General features: G+C 68.5%; 15 protein-coding genes and 1 riboswitch. Of the genes, 5 read left to right on the plus strand and 10 right to left on the minus strand.

The window, feature by feature from the left end; genetic code table 11:
* Positions 1-29: 29 nt before the first annotated feature.
* Entirely contained in the window at positions 30-701 is a 672-nt protein-coding gene (locus tag WS64_RS24705; RefSeq protein WP_059579730.1) for a heavy metal response regulator transcription factor, read from the plus strand.
* Positions 698-2,107 (plus strand): heavy metal sensor histidine kinase, encoded by a 1,410-nt coding sequence (locus tag WS64_RS24710; RefSeq protein ID WP_060967996.1) that lies wholly within the window; start codon positions 698-700, stop codon positions 2,105-2,107. Before WS64_RS24705 ends, WS64_RS24710 begins: the two co-directional genes overlap by 4 nt.
* Positions 2,108-2,124: 17 nt before the next feature.
* Here WS64_RS24710 and WS64_RS24715 read toward each other — a convergent pair whose 3' ends face one another.
* The 4 genes from WS64_RS24715 to WS64_RS24730 form a co-directional block, all read right to left on the minus strand.
* Positions 2,125-3,339 carry an MFS transporter gene (locus WS64_RS24715; protein ID WP_060967997.1) on the minus strand — a complete coding sequence of 405 codons (1,215 nt, stop codon included), beginning with the start codon at positions 3,337-3,339 and terminating at the stop codon, positions 2,125-2,127.
* Positions 3,340-3,428: 89 nt separating this feature from the next.
* Positions 3,429-3,614 (minus strand): DUF1289 domain-containing protein, encoded by a 186-nt coding sequence (locus WS64_RS24720; protein WP_060967998.1) that lies wholly within the window; start codon positions 3,612-3,614, stop codon positions 3,429-3,431.
* 2 nt (positions 3,615-3,616) lie between these two features.
* A complete protein-coding gene (gene dmeF / locus WS64_RS24725; protein WP_060967999.1) occupies positions 3,617-4,624 on the minus strand; it encodes a CDF family Co(II)/Ni(II) efflux transporter DmeF in 1,008 nt (335 codons plus the stop codon).
* 12 nt (positions 4,625-4,636) lie between these two features.
* Positions 4,637-4,912, minus strand: coding sequence for a metal/formaldehyde-sensitive transcriptional repressor (locus WS64_RS24730; protein WP_059579714.1), 276 nt, complete (start codon positions 4,910-4,912; stop codon positions 4,637-4,639).
* A 115-nt stretch (positions 4,913-5,027) separates the two neighbouring features.
* Positions 5,028-5,200, plus strand: a riboswitch (yybP-ykoY riboswitch).
* A 64-nt stretch (positions 5,201-5,264) separates the two neighbouring features.
* On the opposite strand from WS64_RS24730, the gene WS64_RS24735 reads away from it, so the two are divergent.
* Positions 5,265-6,275, plus strand: a complete 1,011-nt coding sequence (locus tag WS64_RS24735) for a sodium:calcium antiporter (RefSeq protein WP_060968000.1) — start codon at positions 5,265-5,267, stop codon at positions 6,273-6,275.
* Positions 6,276-6,369: 94 nt separating this feature from the next.
* On the opposite strand, the gene WS64_RS24740 is transcribed toward WS64_RS24735, so the two are convergent.
* From WS64_RS24740 to gstA, 6 genes are all read right to left on the minus strand, one after another.
* Entirely contained in the window at positions 6,370-6,738 is a 369-nt protein-coding gene (locus WS64_RS24740; RefSeq protein WP_060968001.1) for a copper-binding protein, read from the minus strand.
* Entirely contained in the window at positions 6,735-9,941 is a 3,207-nt protein-coding gene (locus WS64_RS24745; RefSeq protein WP_060968002.1) for an efflux RND transporter permease subunit, read from the minus strand. Before WS64_RS24745 ends, WS64_RS24740 begins: the two co-directional genes overlap by 4 nt.
* Positions 9,938-11,461 (minus strand): efflux RND transporter periplasmic adaptor subunit, encoded by a 1,524-nt coding sequence (locus tag WS64_RS24750; protein WP_060968581.1) that lies wholly within the window; start codon positions 11,459-11,461, stop codon positions 9,938-9,940. Before WS64_RS24750 ends, WS64_RS24745 begins: the two co-directional genes overlap by 4 nt.
* An 11-nt stretch (positions 11,462-11,472) precedes the next feature.
* Positions 11,473-12,765: a TolC family protein gene (locus WS64_RS24755; protein ID WP_059640514.1), complete on the minus strand. Its 1,293-nt coding sequence runs from the start codon at positions 12,763-12,765 to the stop codon at positions 11,473-11,475.
* 92 nt (positions 12,766-12,857) lie between these two features.
* A complete protein-coding gene (locus WS64_RS24760) occupies positions 12,858-13,244 on the minus strand; it encodes a hypothetical protein (protein WP_059579699.1) in 387 nt (128 codons plus the stop codon).
* Positions 13,245-13,331: 87 nt separating this feature from the next.
* Positions 13,332-13,964, minus strand: a complete 633-nt coding sequence (gene gstA, locus WS64_RS24765) for a glutathione transferase GstA (protein WP_060968003.1) — start codon at positions 13,962-13,964, stop codon at positions 13,332-13,334.
* Between the two features lie 136 nt (positions 13,965-14,100).
* Between gstA and WS64_RS24770 the strand changes: the two genes are divergently transcribed.
* Both WS64_RS24770 and WS64_RS24775 read left to right on the plus strand, forming a co-directional pair.
* Positions 14,101-14,481: a winged helix-turn-helix transcriptional regulator gene (locus tag WS64_RS24770; RefSeq protein WP_060968004.1), complete on the plus strand. Its 381-nt coding sequence runs from the start codon at positions 14,101-14,103 to the stop codon at positions 14,479-14,481.
* Positions 14,482-14,502: 21 nt separating this feature from the next.
* Entirely contained in the window at positions 14,503-14,871 is a 369-nt protein-coding gene (locus WS64_RS24775; protein WP_060968005.1) for a hypothetical protein, read from the plus strand.
* Positions 14,872-14,910 lie beyond the last annotated feature (39 nt).

The raw sequence follows: 14,910 nt of genomic DNA on the forward strand, positions 1-14,910 counted from the left end.
GGCTGGAATCACGGACAGCCTGCCTGACCATGCGGATACTGATAGTCGAAGACGAACCGAAGATGGCGTCCTACCTCCGGAAGGGGTTGATGGAGGCGAGCTATACGGTCGACGTCGCGGAAAACGGCCAGGACGGGCTGTTCCTCGCGCTGCACGAGGATTTCGACCTGGTCGTGCTCGACGTGATGCTGCCGGAGCTGGACGGCTTCGAGGTGCTCAAGCGGCTGCGCGCACAAAAGCAGACGCCCGTGCTGCTGCTCACGGCGCGCGACGCGATCGAGGACAAGGTCGCCGGGCTCGAGCTCGGCGCCGACGATTACCTGCTCAAGCCGTTCGCGTATGCCGAGTTCCTGGCGCGCATCCGCTCGCTGCTGCGGCGCGCGCCGCGCAACGTGCGCGACGTCCTGCACGTCGCCGATCTCGAAATCGACCTGCTCAAGCGCCGCGTGCGGCGCGCCGATGCCCGCATCGACCTGACCGCGCAGGAATTCGCGCTGCTGCAACTGCTCGCCGAACGAGAGGGAGAGGTGCTGACGCGCACCTTCATCACGTCGCAGATCTGGGACATGAATTTCGACAGCGACACGAACGTCGTCGATGCGGCGATCAAGCGCTTGCGTGCGAAGATCGACAACGCGTACGAGAACAAGCTGATCCACACGATTCGCGGCATGGGCTACGTGCTCGAGGATCGTTCGTGACCGCGCGCTCCGCTTCGTATTCGCTGCTGCGGCGCCTCACGCTCGCGTTCGCCGCGGTCGCGGCGCTCGTGTTCGCGCTGACCGGCGCGTATCTGTACCGCTCGCTGTCCGCGGAGCTGACGCGGCGCGACGACATCGAGATCTCCGGCAAGCTCAACCAGTTCCTGCAACTCGCGCGCGCCAGCGGATCGACGGCCGCGCTGCGCGCCGATCCGGCCGTGTTCCATGACGTGCTGCTGTCGCATCCGGGCGTCTATCTCGGCATCTACGACGCAGGGAACCGCCCGCTCGTCGAGCATTCCGACGCAGGCGGCAATACGCTCGCGTCGGTGATCGCCGCGCCGCATCCGGCTGGCGGCGCCGACGGCCCGTTCACATGCGCGCCGCCCGGCATCGGCACGTCGCGCTGCGTGGTTGCACGCGAAACGCTGCCATCCGGCGAAACGATCCACGTCGCGCTCGCGCGCACCGCGGCCGATCGGCAGTCGCTGCTCGAAAGCTATCGGGTCGATATCTGGCTCGCGGCGGCCGTCGGCGCGCTGCTCGTCGGCGCGCTCGGCTACGCGGTCGCGTCGCGCGGCCTGCGCCCGGTCGAAAGCCTCGGCCGGCAGACGTCGCGCATCGAGGCGCACAACCTGAACGCGCGCCTCGACGCGCGCGGCGGCCCGGTCGAATTGCGCGAGCTCGCCACGTCGGTGAACCGGATGCTCGATCGGCTCGAACGCGCGTTCGTGCGGCTGTCGCAGTTCTCGTCCGATCTCGCGCACGACATGCGCACGCCGCTCGCGAACGTGATCAGCTCGTCGCAGATCACGCTGTCGCGCGCCCGCTCGACGGACGAATACGAGACGCTGATCGAATCAAACATCGAGGAATGCGAACGGCTGCAGCGGATGATCGAGAACATGCTGTTTCTCGCGCGCACCGACAATGCGACGCAGCATCTGAAGGCCGCCAAACTCGACGCGGGTGGCGAATTGCGCCGGCTCGCGTCGTATTTCCAGGCGCTGGCCGACGAAGCCGGCGTGCGCATCGACGTGCGCGGCGAAGCGCCGGTCGTCGCGGACGCGACGCTGTTCCGGCGCGCGGTGAGCAACCTCGCGTCGAATGCGCTCGAACACGCGCAAGCCGCGTCGACGATCGAGCTGGCGGTGTCGACCCAGGGCAATTACGCGGTCGTCGAAGTCACGAATCGCGGCGCGGCGATCCCGCCCGAACAGATCGAGCGGATCTTCGAGCGCTTCTACCGGATCGATTCGTCGCGGCACGGCGCGGCGCGCAACGCGGGGCTCGGGCTCGCGATCGTGAAGTCGATCATGGAACTGCACCGCGGCAAGGTGGAGGTTGCAAGCCGCGACGGGCGCACGACGTTCGCGCTGTACTTTCCGCACGGCGCCGATGGTTAGATCGTGCGCCGCCGCGTTCAGCGCTGGCGATCCTGCACCACGCCGAACGACGTGCGAACGCACACGAGCAGCACGATGGTCGCCGCGCTGAATACGGCTCCCGCGTAGAACGTGGCGGCAGCGCCCGCCCGGTCCCACAGCGCACCCGCGACGACGCTCGATACGAGCGTCACGCCCCCGCTGATCAGGTTGAACACGCCGAACGCGGTCCCTCTCAGTTCGGCCGGCGCGGCCTGCGCGACCATCGTCGCGAGCAACCCTTGCGTCATCCCCATATGAAGCCCCCACAGCGCGACGCCGACGAGCACGGTCGGCCAGTGCGCGCCGTGCGCCAGCACGACATCGGCGGCGATCAGCAGCGCGAGCCCGATCACCATCAGTTTCGTGTGGCTCGTCGTATCGGCGAGCTTGCCGAACGGGTAAGCGGATAACGCATACACGACGTTCATCGCGACCATCACGAGCGGCACGAGTGCGACGGGTACGCCGCTGCCCATCGCGCGCAGCACCAGGAACGCCTCGCTGAAACGCGCGAGCGCGAACACGCCGCCGACGGCCACGACCCACCAGTAGCGGGCGCCGAGTTGCGCGACGACCGCGCGGCGGATCGGGTTCACGCGCTTCTCGCCTGGTGCGCGCGCCGGCTCGTCGATGCCGAACGCGAGCAGCGCCACGGCCAGCACGCCGGGGATCACGGCGAGCCAGAACGCGAAGCGGAAATCGTCGCGCCACGCCAGCATGATGACGACGGCCAGCAGCGGGCCGATGAATGCGCCCACCGTGTCGAGCGCCTGGCGCAATCCGTACGCGGCGCCGCGCAGGTGCACGGGCGTGACGTCGGCGACGAGCGCATCGCGCGGCGCGCCGCGAATCCCCTTGCCGATGCGGTCGACGATCCGCGCCGCGACCACGACGCCGATCGTCGGCGCGATCGCGAACAGCGGCTTGCTGAGCGCGCCGAGCGCGTAGCCGGCCACCGCGAGCCATTTGCGATTGCGCAGGTAGTCGCTCAGCGCGCCGGAGAACACCTTGACGACCGGCGACGTCGCCTCGGCGATCCCCTCGATCAGGCCGATCGTCGTCGCGCTCGCACCGAGCCCCGCCATCAGGAACATCGGCAACAGGCTGTGGATGATCTCGGACGACACGTCCATCAGCAGGCTGACACAGCCGAGCACCCACACGCTGCGCGGAATCTGCCGAAGGATGCCGGTCGATGCGTCGGTCTGCATGGGTCGCTCCCGGTTCAGGAATCCTGAGGCTGAATGCCCGTGATGCTACCGCACGCCCGCGACGCCGAGCCGGGGAACGCGCGCCCTTGCTATTCCGCCGTATCGCGCCGGAGCTTCGCCTGCCGGCGCTTACGATCGTTCAGTATCTGATGCCGGCGATGATCGGTCAGCTTCTTCCAGTCGCGCGCCTCGTCGCGCGTGCGCAGGCAGCCGACACACAAACCCGTGCGGCCGTCGAACGCGCACAGGTCGATGCACGGCGATTTCACGGCCACGATCAGGCCGCCTTCGCAGGTGTCGTCACTTCGACGGTCACGTGCGACATGCCGTCGAAGCCCGCGAGCAGCGCATGGTAGAAACGCGTATCGCGCGCGGCGTCGCCCGATTCGACCGACACGATCGCGCTCATGTGCCCGGGGCCCACGCGCCACACATGGAGATCGTTGACCGTGTCGCCGAGCGCCTCGATCGCGCGACGCACGTTGTCCGTCAGCGTGCGATCGACGTTGACGTCGAGCAGGATCCCGCCCGTATCGCGCATCAGCCCGTACGACCAGTTGGCGATCACCAGCGCGCCGACGATGCCCGCGAGCGGGTCCATCCAGACCCATCCGAACGCACGCGCGAGCAGCAGGCCGACGATCGCCAGCACCGACACGGCCGCATCGGCGATCACGTGAACGTAGGCCGACCGGATGTTGTGGTCGCGATGCGCGGTCGAGTGCGAACCGCGATCATGGTGCGCGTGGTCGTCGTGGTCATGGTCATCGTGGTGGTCGTGCCCGTGCGCGTGGTGATGGCCGTGACCATGCCCGTGATGGTGGTCGCCGCTCAGCAGCCACACGCTGGCGAGGTTCACGGCGAGCCCCAGCACGGCGATCGGAATCGCTTCGTCGAAATGGATCGGCACGGGCGCCAGCAGGCGCGCGATCGCCTCGTAGCCGATCAGCAACGCAATCATCGCTAGCACGATCGCGCTCGTGAAGCCGGCCAGGTCGCCGAGCTTGCCGGTGCCGAACACGAAGCGCGGATCGTCGGCGTGCCGGCGCGCATAGGTGTAGGCCAGCGCGGCGATCAGCATCGCGCCCGCGTGCGTCGACATGTGCAGCCCGTCGGCGACCAGCGCGAGCGAGCCGAACAACGTGCCGCCGACGATCTCGGCGATCATCATCGCCGTGCACAGGCCGATGACCATCCACGTCTTCCGCTCGTTGCGCGCGTGGGCGGCGCCCAGAAACGCGTGGCTGTGCGCACCGCCGGCCGGCGAGCCATTGAATTCGTTCATGTTCCGGCCCGGTTACTTGAAATAGCTGTGCACGACGTCGATCAGTTGCTCGGTCGCGCTGCCCTCGTGCGCGTCGGCCGTGTCCGCATCGACGAGATGCGACCGGATGTGGTCTTCCAGCACGACGGCCAGCAAGCCGTTCATCGCGCCGCGGCAACTCGTGATCAATTGCAGCACGTCGTTGCAGCCGCGCTCTTCTTCCAGCGCCCGCTCGATCGCCTCGACCTGCCCCTTGATACGGCGCACGCGGTTCAGCAGCTTCTGTTTTTCGCGAACGGTATGACTCATCGGCGGCTCCGGTATAGGGTAGGGGAGTATATCTCCCGAAGGCTGACCCTATAGCGTGGAGGGGTATATTTTTCGAGACGAAGGCTTGTCGAAGGAAAACCACTCGGCTAGACTGTTTTCCGTCTTTGGGGAGTAGCCTGCTTTCCGTCCCCGGAAAGCGAACGCGTCAACACACTCGGCCTGCGGCCGTGGCGCGTTCAGCCTGATCGGCCTGGCGAGACCATCGGCACGTCGCGTCGTTCCTGGTCGGACGGCGGCGGATGTGTCATGGTTCGTCAGCGTCCGACCACGGAGTCCCCATGTCCCTCCCTGCTCACCTCCCCCGCGCCACCGCTGCCCGCGGAGGTGCCGCATGACCTTCATGTTCGTCGAACTGGCGTTCATGCTGATCGTCATCCTCGTCGCGGCCGAAGTCTTCACCAATGCCCTCGAACATCTCGGCGAGCGCCTGAAGATTTCGGAAGGCGTGACCGGTTCGCTGTTCGCGGCCGTCGGCACCGCGCTGCCCGAAACGATGGTGCCGCTGCTCGCGCTGGCCGGCGGCACGTCGAACCAGGCCGTGAACGAGGAGATCGGCGTCGGCGCGATCCTGGGCGCGCCGCTGATGCTCGCGACGCTCACCACGTTCCTGATGACGCTCGCCGTGATCTGCTCGCGCGGGCTGCGCGGCACGCTCGCGCCCGAACGCACGGGCTTCGCGCGCGACATGAACACCTTCCTCGCCGCGTTCTCGCTCGCAGCCGCCGCGATGTTCGTCCCGCATCACAACTGGGCCGTGCGCGCGCTGCTCGCCGCGATGCTGGTCGGCCTCTACGTGATGTACGTCGTGCTGACGTTGCGCGCGTCGACCGGGCTCGTCGATGCCGGGCACGGCACCGAGGCGCCGCACGCGATGTTCCTGTCGCGCGTCGGGCTGCCGGCCAACCTGGCGACGATCGTGCTGCAACTGCTGATCGGCGTCGCGCTGCTGGTCGGCGGCGCGAAGGGCTTCATCCACGGCGTGGAAGGCGTGTCGCATGCGCTCGGCATCTCGGCGCTGCTGCTGTCGCTGATCATCGTGCCGATCGCGACGGAACTGCCGGAGAAGGTCAACAGCGTGCTGTGGATCCGCCGCGGGAAGGACACGCTCGCGTTCGGCAACATCACCGGCGCGATGGTGTTCCAGGGCACGCTGCTGCCCGCGATCGGCATCATGCTGACGCCGTGGGAGCCGCGCCCCGAAGTGCTGACCGGCGTGATCATCACGCTCGCCGCGGCCGCGTGGCTGCGCATCAATGCGCGCACGCGCGGGCTTGCGATCTGGGCGCTGCTCGCGAACGGCGCGGGTTATGCGGGATATCTGATGCTGACGCTCACGCGCTGAATGTGCCGGGCGGGCGCGCCGGCCGACGGACACGTCGGCGCGGCGCGTTTCATGGCGCCGGTCGCGGGCGGCGGCGCCACCCGCATCCGGACGCTCAGGAAGCCTTGACGAGCTTGACGATCGTCAACGTGCCGTCGACCTTCTCGATCCGCACCTTGACCTTGTCGCCCGCACGCGCGTGCGCGAGCATCGCCGCATCCTTCGCCTTGAACGCCATCGTCATCGGCGGCATCCCGACATTCTCCAGCGCGCCGTGCTTCAGCGTGATCTTGCCGCTCGCGGCATCGACCTTCTTCACTTCGGCATCGGTCAGCGCGGCGTTCGAATTCGCCGCGCCGCCCGACGACATCTTCATGCCGGACATGTCCATGCCCGACATGTCGCCGGCGGCAATCGCCGGTACCGCGAAAGCGCTCAGCGCGACGACAGCGGTTGCAGTTGCGATCAGTTGATTCATCTTCATCGTGATTCTCCGGTGGGAAGGGATGGCACGTTCGTGCCGGAAGGAACTGCATCGGAATGCCGCGCGCGGCCCGCGCTTCGCGCACGACGGCGCTGAAGCAGAAGCCACGCGGCGGGAATGACGAACATCGACAGCAGCGGCGCCGTGACCATGCCGCCGACCATCGGCGCGGCGATCCGCTGCATGACTTCGGAACCGGCGCCGTGGCCGATCATGATCGGCACGAGCCCGGCGAGCACGACGGCGACCGTCATCGCCTTCGGCCGCACGCGCAGCACCGCGCCTTCGCGAATCGCATCGAGCAGCAACGCATCGGTCGGCGGTTCGCCGGCATCGAGCCGGCGCTGCAGCGCACCCTTCAGGTACAGCAGCATCACGACGCCGAATTCGGCGGCCACGCCCGCCAGCGCGATGAAACCCACCGACGTCGCGACGGACACCGCGTGACCGAGCGCCCACACGAGCCAGAACCCGCCGACCAGCGCGAACGGCACCGTCGACATCAGCAGCAGCGCGTCGGCCGCCGACTCGAACGTGACGAACAGCAGCACGAAGATCACGACGAGCGTGACGGGCACGACGGTGCGCAGCGTCGCCGCCGCGCGTTCGAGATACTCGAACTGCCCCGACCACGCGATCGAATAGCCGGGCGGCAACGCAACCTGCCGCGCGACGGTCTGCTGCATCGCGCGCACGGCCGTGCTGAGGTCGGTACCGCGGAGATCGACGTACACGTAGCCGGACAGCCGCGCGTTCTCGCTGCGGATCATCGGCGGCCCTTCGGCGATCGCGATACGCGCGACGTCGCCGAGGCGGATCTGCGCGCCGCGCGCGGTGACGATCGGCAGTTGCCGCAGGTTCTCGAGCGAATCGCGAATCTCGCGCGGATAGCGGATGTTGATCGGGAAGCGCTCGCGCCCCGCGATCACTTCGCCGACGTCCTCGCCGCCGATCGCCGACGACACGACCGACTGGATATCGGCCACCGACAGCCCGTAACGCGCGGCGGCGAGCCGGTCGATGTCGACGTCGATGTAGCGGCCGCCGTTCAGCCGCTCGGCGAGCGCGGACGTCACGCCCGGCACGCGCTTCACGGCGGCCTCGACCTGCGTCGCGATCGCGTCGATCCCCGCGAGGTCCGGCCCGGAAATCTTCACGCCGACCGGCGTCTTGATCCCGGTGGACAGCATGTCGAGCCGGTTGCGGATCGGCGGCACCCACACGTTCGACAGGCCCGGCACCTTCACCGTACGGTCGAGTTCGTCGATCAGCTTCTCCGGCGTCATGCCCAGCCGCCACGCGCTGCGCGGCTTGAAGCGGATCGTCGTCTCGAACATCTCGAGCGGTGCCGGGTCGGTCGCCGTATCGGCGCGGCCCGACTTGCCGAACACCGTGTCGACCTCCGGCACGGTCTTGATCAGCCGGTCGGTCTGCTGCAGCAGCTCGCTCGCCTTGTCCGCCGAGATGCCCGGCAGCGCGGTCGGCATGTACAGCAGATCGCCTTCGTCGAGCGGCGGCATGAATTCGCCGCCGAGGCGCGACAACGGCACGGCCGTCAGCACGAGCGCGACGACCGCGACGCCGATCGCGGCCCACGGGCGCCGCAGCGTCGCGTCGAGCAGCGGCCGGTACAGGCGGATCAGCGCGCGGTTGATCGGGTTCGCGTGCTCGGGCGGAATGCGGCCGCGCACCAGATAGCCCATCAGCACCGGCACCAGCGTCACCGACAGCCCGGCGGCGGCCGCGATCGTATAGGTCTTCGTGAACGCCAGCGGCGCGAACAGCTTGCCCTCCTGCCCTTCCAGCGAAAACACCGGAACGAACGACAGCGTGATGATCAGCAGCGAGAAGAACAGCGCGGGCCCCACCTCCGCGGCCGAGGCCGCGACGAGTTCCCAGCGGCGCGCGGCCGTGATCGGCTCGCCGGGATGCGCGCGGTCGTACGCTTCCAGATGCTTGTGCGCGTTCTCGATCATCACGATCGCCGCGTCGATCATCGCGCCGATCGCGATCGCGATCCCGCCGAGCGACATCAGGTTCGCGTTCACGCCCTGATAGCGCATCACGATGAACGCGGCCAATACGCCGAGCGGCAGCGACAGGATCGCGACCAGCGCGCTGCGCAGATGGAACAGGAACACCGCGCAGACGACGCCGACGATGACGAATTCCTCGACCAGCTTGTCCGTCAGGTTGTCGACCGCGCGCGCGATCAGTTGCGACCGATCGTAGGTCGTGACGATCTCGACGCCGGCCGGGAGCGAACGCTTGAGATCGGCGAGCTTCGCCTTCACCGCGTCGATCGTCGTCAGCGCGTTCTTGCCCGAGCGCATCACGACGACGCCGCCCGTCACCTCGCCCTGCCCGTTCAGCTCCGCGATGCCGCGCCGCATCGCCGGGCCGACCTGGATGCGCGCGACGTCGCCGAGCAGGACCGGCGTGCCGGCGTCGTCGGTGCGCAGCACGACGCGACGGAAATCGTCGAGCGTGCGCAGGTAGCCGGACGACCGCACCATGTACTCCGACTCGGCCAGCTCGACGACCGAGCCGCCGGATGCCTGGTTGGCCTTGCCGAGCGCCTCCGCGACCGCCGCCTGCGTGATGCCGTACGCGCGCAGCCGGTCGGGATCGAGCACGACCTGGTACTGGCGCACCATGCCGCCGATGCTCGCGACTTCCGATACGTCCGGCACGGCCTTCAGCTCGAACTTCAGGAACCAGTCGTTGAGCGCGCGCAGCTGGCCGGGATCGTGACGGCCGGTGCGATCGACGAGCGCGTACTCGTAGACCCAGCCGACGCCGGTCGCGTCCGGGCCGAGCGACACGGTCGCGCCGGCCGGCAGGCGGCTCTGCACCTGGCTCAGGTATTCGAGCACGCGCGAGCGCGCCCAGTACGGATCGGTGCGGTCGTCGAACAGCACGTAGACGAACGCGTCGCCGAACGACGAGTACGCACGCACGGTTTTCGCGCCCGGCACGCCGAGCAGCGTCGTCGTCAGCGGATAGGTCACCTGGTCCTCGACGACCTGCGGCGCCTTGCCCGGATACGACGCCTTCACGATCACCTGCGTGTCCGACAGGTCGGGCAACGCGTCGAGCGGCGTCTGTCGCAGCGAATGCACGCCCCATGCCGCGAGCAGCACGGTGGCCAGCAGCACCAGAAACCGGTGGTGGACGGACCAGTGAATGATGCGCGCGATCATCGCTCACCTCGCTGCGGCTCGACCTTCGTCAGCCGGTAGCCGTCGTCGGTCTGCGTGAACGCGAAACGCACGGTCTGGCCCGGCTTCACGTCGGAAAACGCGTGCGCCGACGGCTTGCCGAACGCCATCGTCATCGCGCCCCAGCCGAGCGCCGGCACCGGCTGATGCGAGAACGTGATGTCGTCGGCCGTGACTTTCTCCACCTTGCCGGTGGTTTCGTAGACCGGCGCGGCTGCCGGCGCGGACGATGCCGCCGCGCTTGCCCCGGCCGCCCGCTCCAGCCGCGGCAACACGCTTTTCAGGCTGGCTTCCGAATCGATCAGGAATTGCCCCGACGCGACGACCGTGTCGCCTTCGTTCAGCCCGGCGAGCACTTCCGTGTCGCCGCCGACGTCGCTGCCGACCGTCACCGACACAGGTTGAAGCCGGCCGTCGCCGAGCTTCGCGATGACGATCGTGCGCCGGCCGGTCGCGATCACGGCCTCGGACGGCACGAGCAGGCGCGACACCGTCTCCTTCTCCGCGACCCGCACGCGCATCAGCATGCCGGGCGTGAGCTTCAGCGATGCGTTGTCGATCTCCACGCGCGCCTGCAGCGTGCGGCTGCCCGTGCTGATGCCGGGCAGCACTTCGCGGATGCGTCCGCCGACATGCCGCGCCGGATCGCCGGCGAACGTCGCATCGACCGACATGCCCGGGCGCACGTTCAGGGCCAGCGCTTCCGGCACCTCGACGATCAGCCACAGCGTCGACAAGCCGGCGATCTTCGCAAGCGTCTGGCCGGGCGCGACCATCGCGCCGTCGCGCACGTTCAGCTCGCTGACGACGCCGGCCTCCGGCGCACTCAGCACGACGTGCGTCTGCGCGCGGCCGGTGCGGTCGAGGGCCGCGATCATGCCGTCCGGAATCGACAGCGCCCGCATCCGCGCGCGCGCCGCGTCGAGCAGGCCGCCGTCCATCCCGCCGCGCTTCAGCGCGAGATATTCCTCCTGCGGCGCGAGCCAGTCGGGCACGAACAGCGATGCGACCGGCGCGCCCTTCGCGATGCGCTGCATCGGCGCGCGTGCATACAGATGGTCGATGTAGCCGGTCACGCGCGACTGCACGACCGCCGCGCGCGCTTCGTCGAACTGCGTGGCGCCCACCGCGTCGAAGCCGGCCGCCGTCTGCTGCCGGCGCACGGTCGCATAGCGAATGCCCAGGTTCTGCTGCAGGCCCGGATCGATCCGGACGCCCGGTGCGTCGCCGCCTTCGTCCGCATAGACGGGCTGCAACTGCATGTCCATGAACGGCGATTTGCCCGGTTTGTCGAAGTGCTGGTTCGGCACCATCGGGTCGTGCCAGTACAGGACCTTGCGCGCGGCCTGCGGCGCCGGCGCGCCCGGCGGCGCCGCAGCGGGCACGGCGGGCGCCGGCGCGCCGTTCATCGCATGGCGGACGCCGGCGACATAGCCGGCGCCGACGAGTATCGCGCCGGCGGATGCGATCAGCGCCGCACGCGTCAGTGATTGCCTTGTCATGAGCGTCTCCTTCACTGCGCGGCGGCCATCGCCGACGGCACGACCTGATATTCGAGCCGCGCCCAGGTCTGCGACACGTCGCGCCTGAGGTCGAGCACCTGCAACTGCGCTTCGAGCTGCGCCCGCCGCGCGGCGAACGTGTCGGCGAGCGACCCCGTGCCGGCCCGGTACGCGGCCGTCGCGAGCTGCACGCGCTGATCGGCAGCGGGCAACAGCGCGGCGCTCAGGTTCGCGATACGTTCGCGGCCGCTCGCCAGCGTGTCGGATTGCGTACGGATGTCGGCCTGTACCTGACGCAGCGTGTCCTCGTACATCAGGCGCGCCTTCGTCGCGAGCGCCGCCTTTTCGGCCACGTCGCGGTTCTGGCGATTCTTGCGATTGAGCGGCAGCGGGATCGAGACGCCCACCGACACCATGTTCGAATACGCGCCGCCGCGCTGCTGGTACGCGATTTCCCACGTCCAGTTGGGGCTGCGCTCGCTGTTCGCGACCGCGGCGTCGGCTTCGGCCACCGCGATATCGTCCGCGGCGGCGACGAGCGCCGGCTGCGACACGCGCAGCTCGTCCGGCGGCAATGCCGATACGACGGATTCGGGCGCGGGCGGCGTACCCGTCACGTCCGTCACGGGCGCCGCCGTCCAGCGGGCCAGCGCGACGAGCGCGGTGCGATACGCCTGCTGCGCCTTGAGCACCTGGTCCTGCGTCTGCGCGAGCATCGCACGGGCCTGCACGACATCGCCCGCGCTCGCCTTCGCGCCGCGATACGACGCTTGCGTCGCGTCGAGTTCATGGTTCATGTGACCGAGCAGCGCCTGCTGAAGCGCGAGCGCCTGCTTCGCGTAGACGGCATCGAGCCACGCGGCCGCGGTCTGCCGGCGCACGGCCGCCAGCTCCACGAGATAGCCCGCGCGCTCGCGGCCGACCTGTTGGTCGGCCAGCGCGGTACGCAGGCGCCGCTTGTCGCCGGACACCCATTCCTGCTCGATGCCGATGCGGCGCATCGTCATGAAGTCCTGGCCGACGGTGAAGCGCTGCCCGCCGTTGATCGGCAGGTTGTCGATGCCGGCCTTGAGCATCGGGTCCGGCAACTGGCCGGCCCTGACGGCCGCTTCGGCACGCGCGAGCACGGCAGCCTGCGCGGCCTGCATCGACGCGGAACGATCGGTGGCGGACTGCAGCGCGGCGTCCAGCGTGAGCGGCGACTGCTGCGCGTGAACCGCGCCCGCCATCAGCAGCGCGGCCCACGATACGGGCGCGCGCCGGCATGCACGCGGCATGCGCGGCGTGCGGAAAGCGAATGACATGGTGTAACCCCAAATCGGAACCCAAAGGGATTCCACGTCCTGCGCACAGGACGAAACCTCACCGCGTGCGCGGTGAACCGGTCAAATCGGGATCAGCTGATGCGTGGCGGGCGCCACAACCCGTTCGGGTCGCGAGCCGGGACGGACTGCGTGTAGTGGAAGACGATCGTGCTGGCGAAGGCAGCGGGACGGCTGACGTCGACGCGGGCGGCCGGATGATAGAGACTGCCGAACTGGCATTGGGCCGTCACCTTGCAGGCCATGCCCTTGGCTTTGGCCTTCGCGTGATCGGCGGAGGGCGGCTGCATCGAATCGCAGTTGCTCATGTCGGCGGACATGGCCATGTTCATGCCCGTATCCGCGTCCATCGACATCGTGTGCTGCATCGGACATTCACCGGTCAGGCCGCTGGCTGCCAGCCCAGTGATGGGCAGCACCGCGCACAGCAGCAGCAGGATGAAAGTCCGAAACAGTTTCATGGCGGCGATTATAGCGCGGCCCATTGCGGCATGGCGCGGCGTCACTACGACGAAATGATGCGCATTCCCCGCGGTGGGCGCCGCGCGTCATCGCGGCAGGTCGTCCGCCGCCAGCACGGCCTGCACGGCCGGCCGCTCGCGCACCCGCTCGTACCACGCCCGCAGATGCGCATGCCGGCTCAGGTCGATATCCGCGTTGTACACCGAACGCATCCAGCCGGCCTTGCCCCAGCCCGTCAGCGCGAACAGGTACGCATCCGCGACCGTGAACGTGTCGCCGGTGACGAACGTCCTGCCGTCGAGCTGGCGGTCGATCCACGCGAAGCGACCGTCGAGCTTCTGCCGCACGGGCTCGACGTACTTCCCCGCCTGCACCGCATACAGCAGCGGGATGAAGCCCTTGTGGATCTCGGTGCCGAGAAAGTTCAGCCATTCCATCAGCCGGTAGCGCGCGAGCGTGCCGTAAGCGGGCGCGAGCGCGGCTTCCGGGCGCTGGTCCGCGAGATACTGCGCGATCACCGGCCCTTCGCGCAGCATCGTGCCGTCGTCGAGTTCGAGCAGCGGTACGTAGCCGAGTTCGGTCACGTCGTAGTAATCGCGGCCGTCCTCGACGACATGCTTGCGCGCGTCGACCTTGACGATCTCGGCGTCGAATCCGCCTTCGCGCAGCACAATGCAAATCGCCTGCGAACAGCTGCCGGGAGCGTGATAGAGCTTCATGCGTTTCTTTCGTGGGTTGTCCATGTATCGATTCGCCGCGACGCGGGCGCTAATATCTCGCATCGGCACGGCGCCGGGAAGACGGCAGTCGTTTGTGCCGTAGTCACAAAAAATTTACCGACCAGGATCGAGCACGATGAAAACGAGTGCGACAGGATGTTCCGTTGAAGAAGCGATGCGCCTGCTCGGCGGCCGCTGGCGGCTGCTGCTGGTGTCGTATCTGCTCGACGGGCCGCGCCGCTTCAGCGACCTGCGGCGCGACATGCCGGGCATCTCGCAGCGCATGCTGACGCTCGACCTGCGCGCGCTGGAAGACGCGGGTCTCGTGCGGCGCACCGTCTATCCGGAAGTGCCGGTGCGCGTCGAGTACGATCTCACCGCGGACGGCGACCGGCTGAGGCCGGTGGTCGACGTGATGCGCGAATTCGGGCTGTGGCTGAAGGCGCGCGACGCGCACGCCGATGCGACGCCCGACGCCCCGGCCGCAATCGAGCCGACGGCGCATGCCCCCCGCTAACCCCACGCAGGAACCACGCTCATGGAACTTCACGCTACCGTCGGCGCGGCCACGTCCGACCTCGACGACGACGAAAGCTTCGCCAACATCTACTGTCACGACGCGGAGCAGGACTATTGCTTCGCGCTGTCGCGCTTTCCGGACGACACGCTGATCGAAGTGATGGTGCGCGACCAGCTCAACCTGCGCGTCAAGGATCTGTCGGTGCGGCTGACCGACGACACGATCGACGTCGAGATCGAACCGGGCGTCGCCGCGCGTCTCGACGGCCACACGCGCTACGTGATCCATCTCGCGCCGGGTCAGTACGATCCGGTCACGCTGCGCGCCGCGTTGAAGGAAATCTTCGCCGGCAAGGACGGCTATCGCGACGACAGCACGCGCGGTTGATCGGTCGCCTGCACGCTCTTCCTCGCCACGACAACCGCC

The organism is Burkholderia anthina (genome assembly GCF_001547525.1).
Classification (GTDB): Bacteria; Pseudomonadota; Gammaproteobacteria; order Burkholderiales; family Burkholderiaceae; genus Burkholderia; species Burkholderia semiarida.

What these genes read in the sequence shown, in the direction of transcription:
- WS64_RS24735 (WP_060968000.1), top strand. Translation starts at nt 5,265, where the DNA reads ATGACCTTCATGTTCGTCGAACTGGCGTTCATGCTGATCGTCATCCTC.
- WS64_RS24745 (WP_060968002.1), bottom strand. Translation starts at nt 9,941, where the DNA reads ATGATCGCGCGCATCATTCACTGGTCCGTCCACCACCGGTTTCTGGTG.
- WS64_RS24760 (WP_059579699.1), bottom strand. Translation starts at nt 13,244, where the DNA reads ATGAAACTGTTTCGGACTTTCATCCTGCTGCTGCTGTGCGCGGTGCTG.
- WS64_RS24755 (WP_059640514.1), bottom strand. Translation starts at nt 12,765, where the DNA reads ATGTCATTCGCTTTCCGCACGCCGCGCATGCCGCGTGCATGCCGGCGC.
- WS64_RS24775 (WP_060968005.1), top strand. Translation starts at nt 14,503, where the DNA reads ATGGAACTTCACGCTACCGTCGGCGCGGCCACGTCCGACCTCGACGAC.
- WS64_RS24730 (WP_059579714.1), bottom strand. Translation starts at nt 4,912, where the DNA reads ATGAGTCATACCGTTCGCGAAAAACAGAAGCTGCTGAACCGCGTGCGC.
- gstA (WP_060968003.1), bottom strand. Translation starts at nt 13,964, where the DNA reads ATGAAGCTCTATCACGCTCCCGGCAGCTGTTCGCAGGCGATTTGCATT.
- dmeF (WP_060967999.1), bottom strand. Translation starts at nt 4,624, where the DNA reads ATGAACGAATTCAATGGCTCGCCGGCCGGCGGTGCGCACAGCCACGCG.
- WS64_RS24740 (WP_060968001.1), bottom strand. Translation starts at nt 6,738, where the DNA reads ATGAAGATGAATCAACTGATCGCAACTGCAACCGCTGTCGTCGCGCTG.
- WS64_RS24770 (WP_060968004.1), top strand. Translation starts at nt 14,101, where the DNA reads ATGAAAACGAGTGCGACAGGATGTTCCGTTGAAGAAGCGATGCGCCTG.
- WS64_RS24750 (WP_060968581.1), bottom strand. Translation starts at nt 11,461, where the DNA reads ATGACAAGGCAATCACTGACGCGTGCGGCGCTGATCGCATCCGCCGGC.
- WS64_RS24715 (WP_060967997.1), bottom strand. Translation starts at nt 3,339, where the DNA reads ATGCAGACCGACGCATCGACCGGCATCCTTCGGCAGATTCCGCGCAGC.
- WS64_RS24705 (WP_059579730.1), top strand. Translation starts at nt 30, where the DNA reads ATGCGGATACTGATAGTCGAAGACGAACCGAAGATGGCGTCCTACCTC.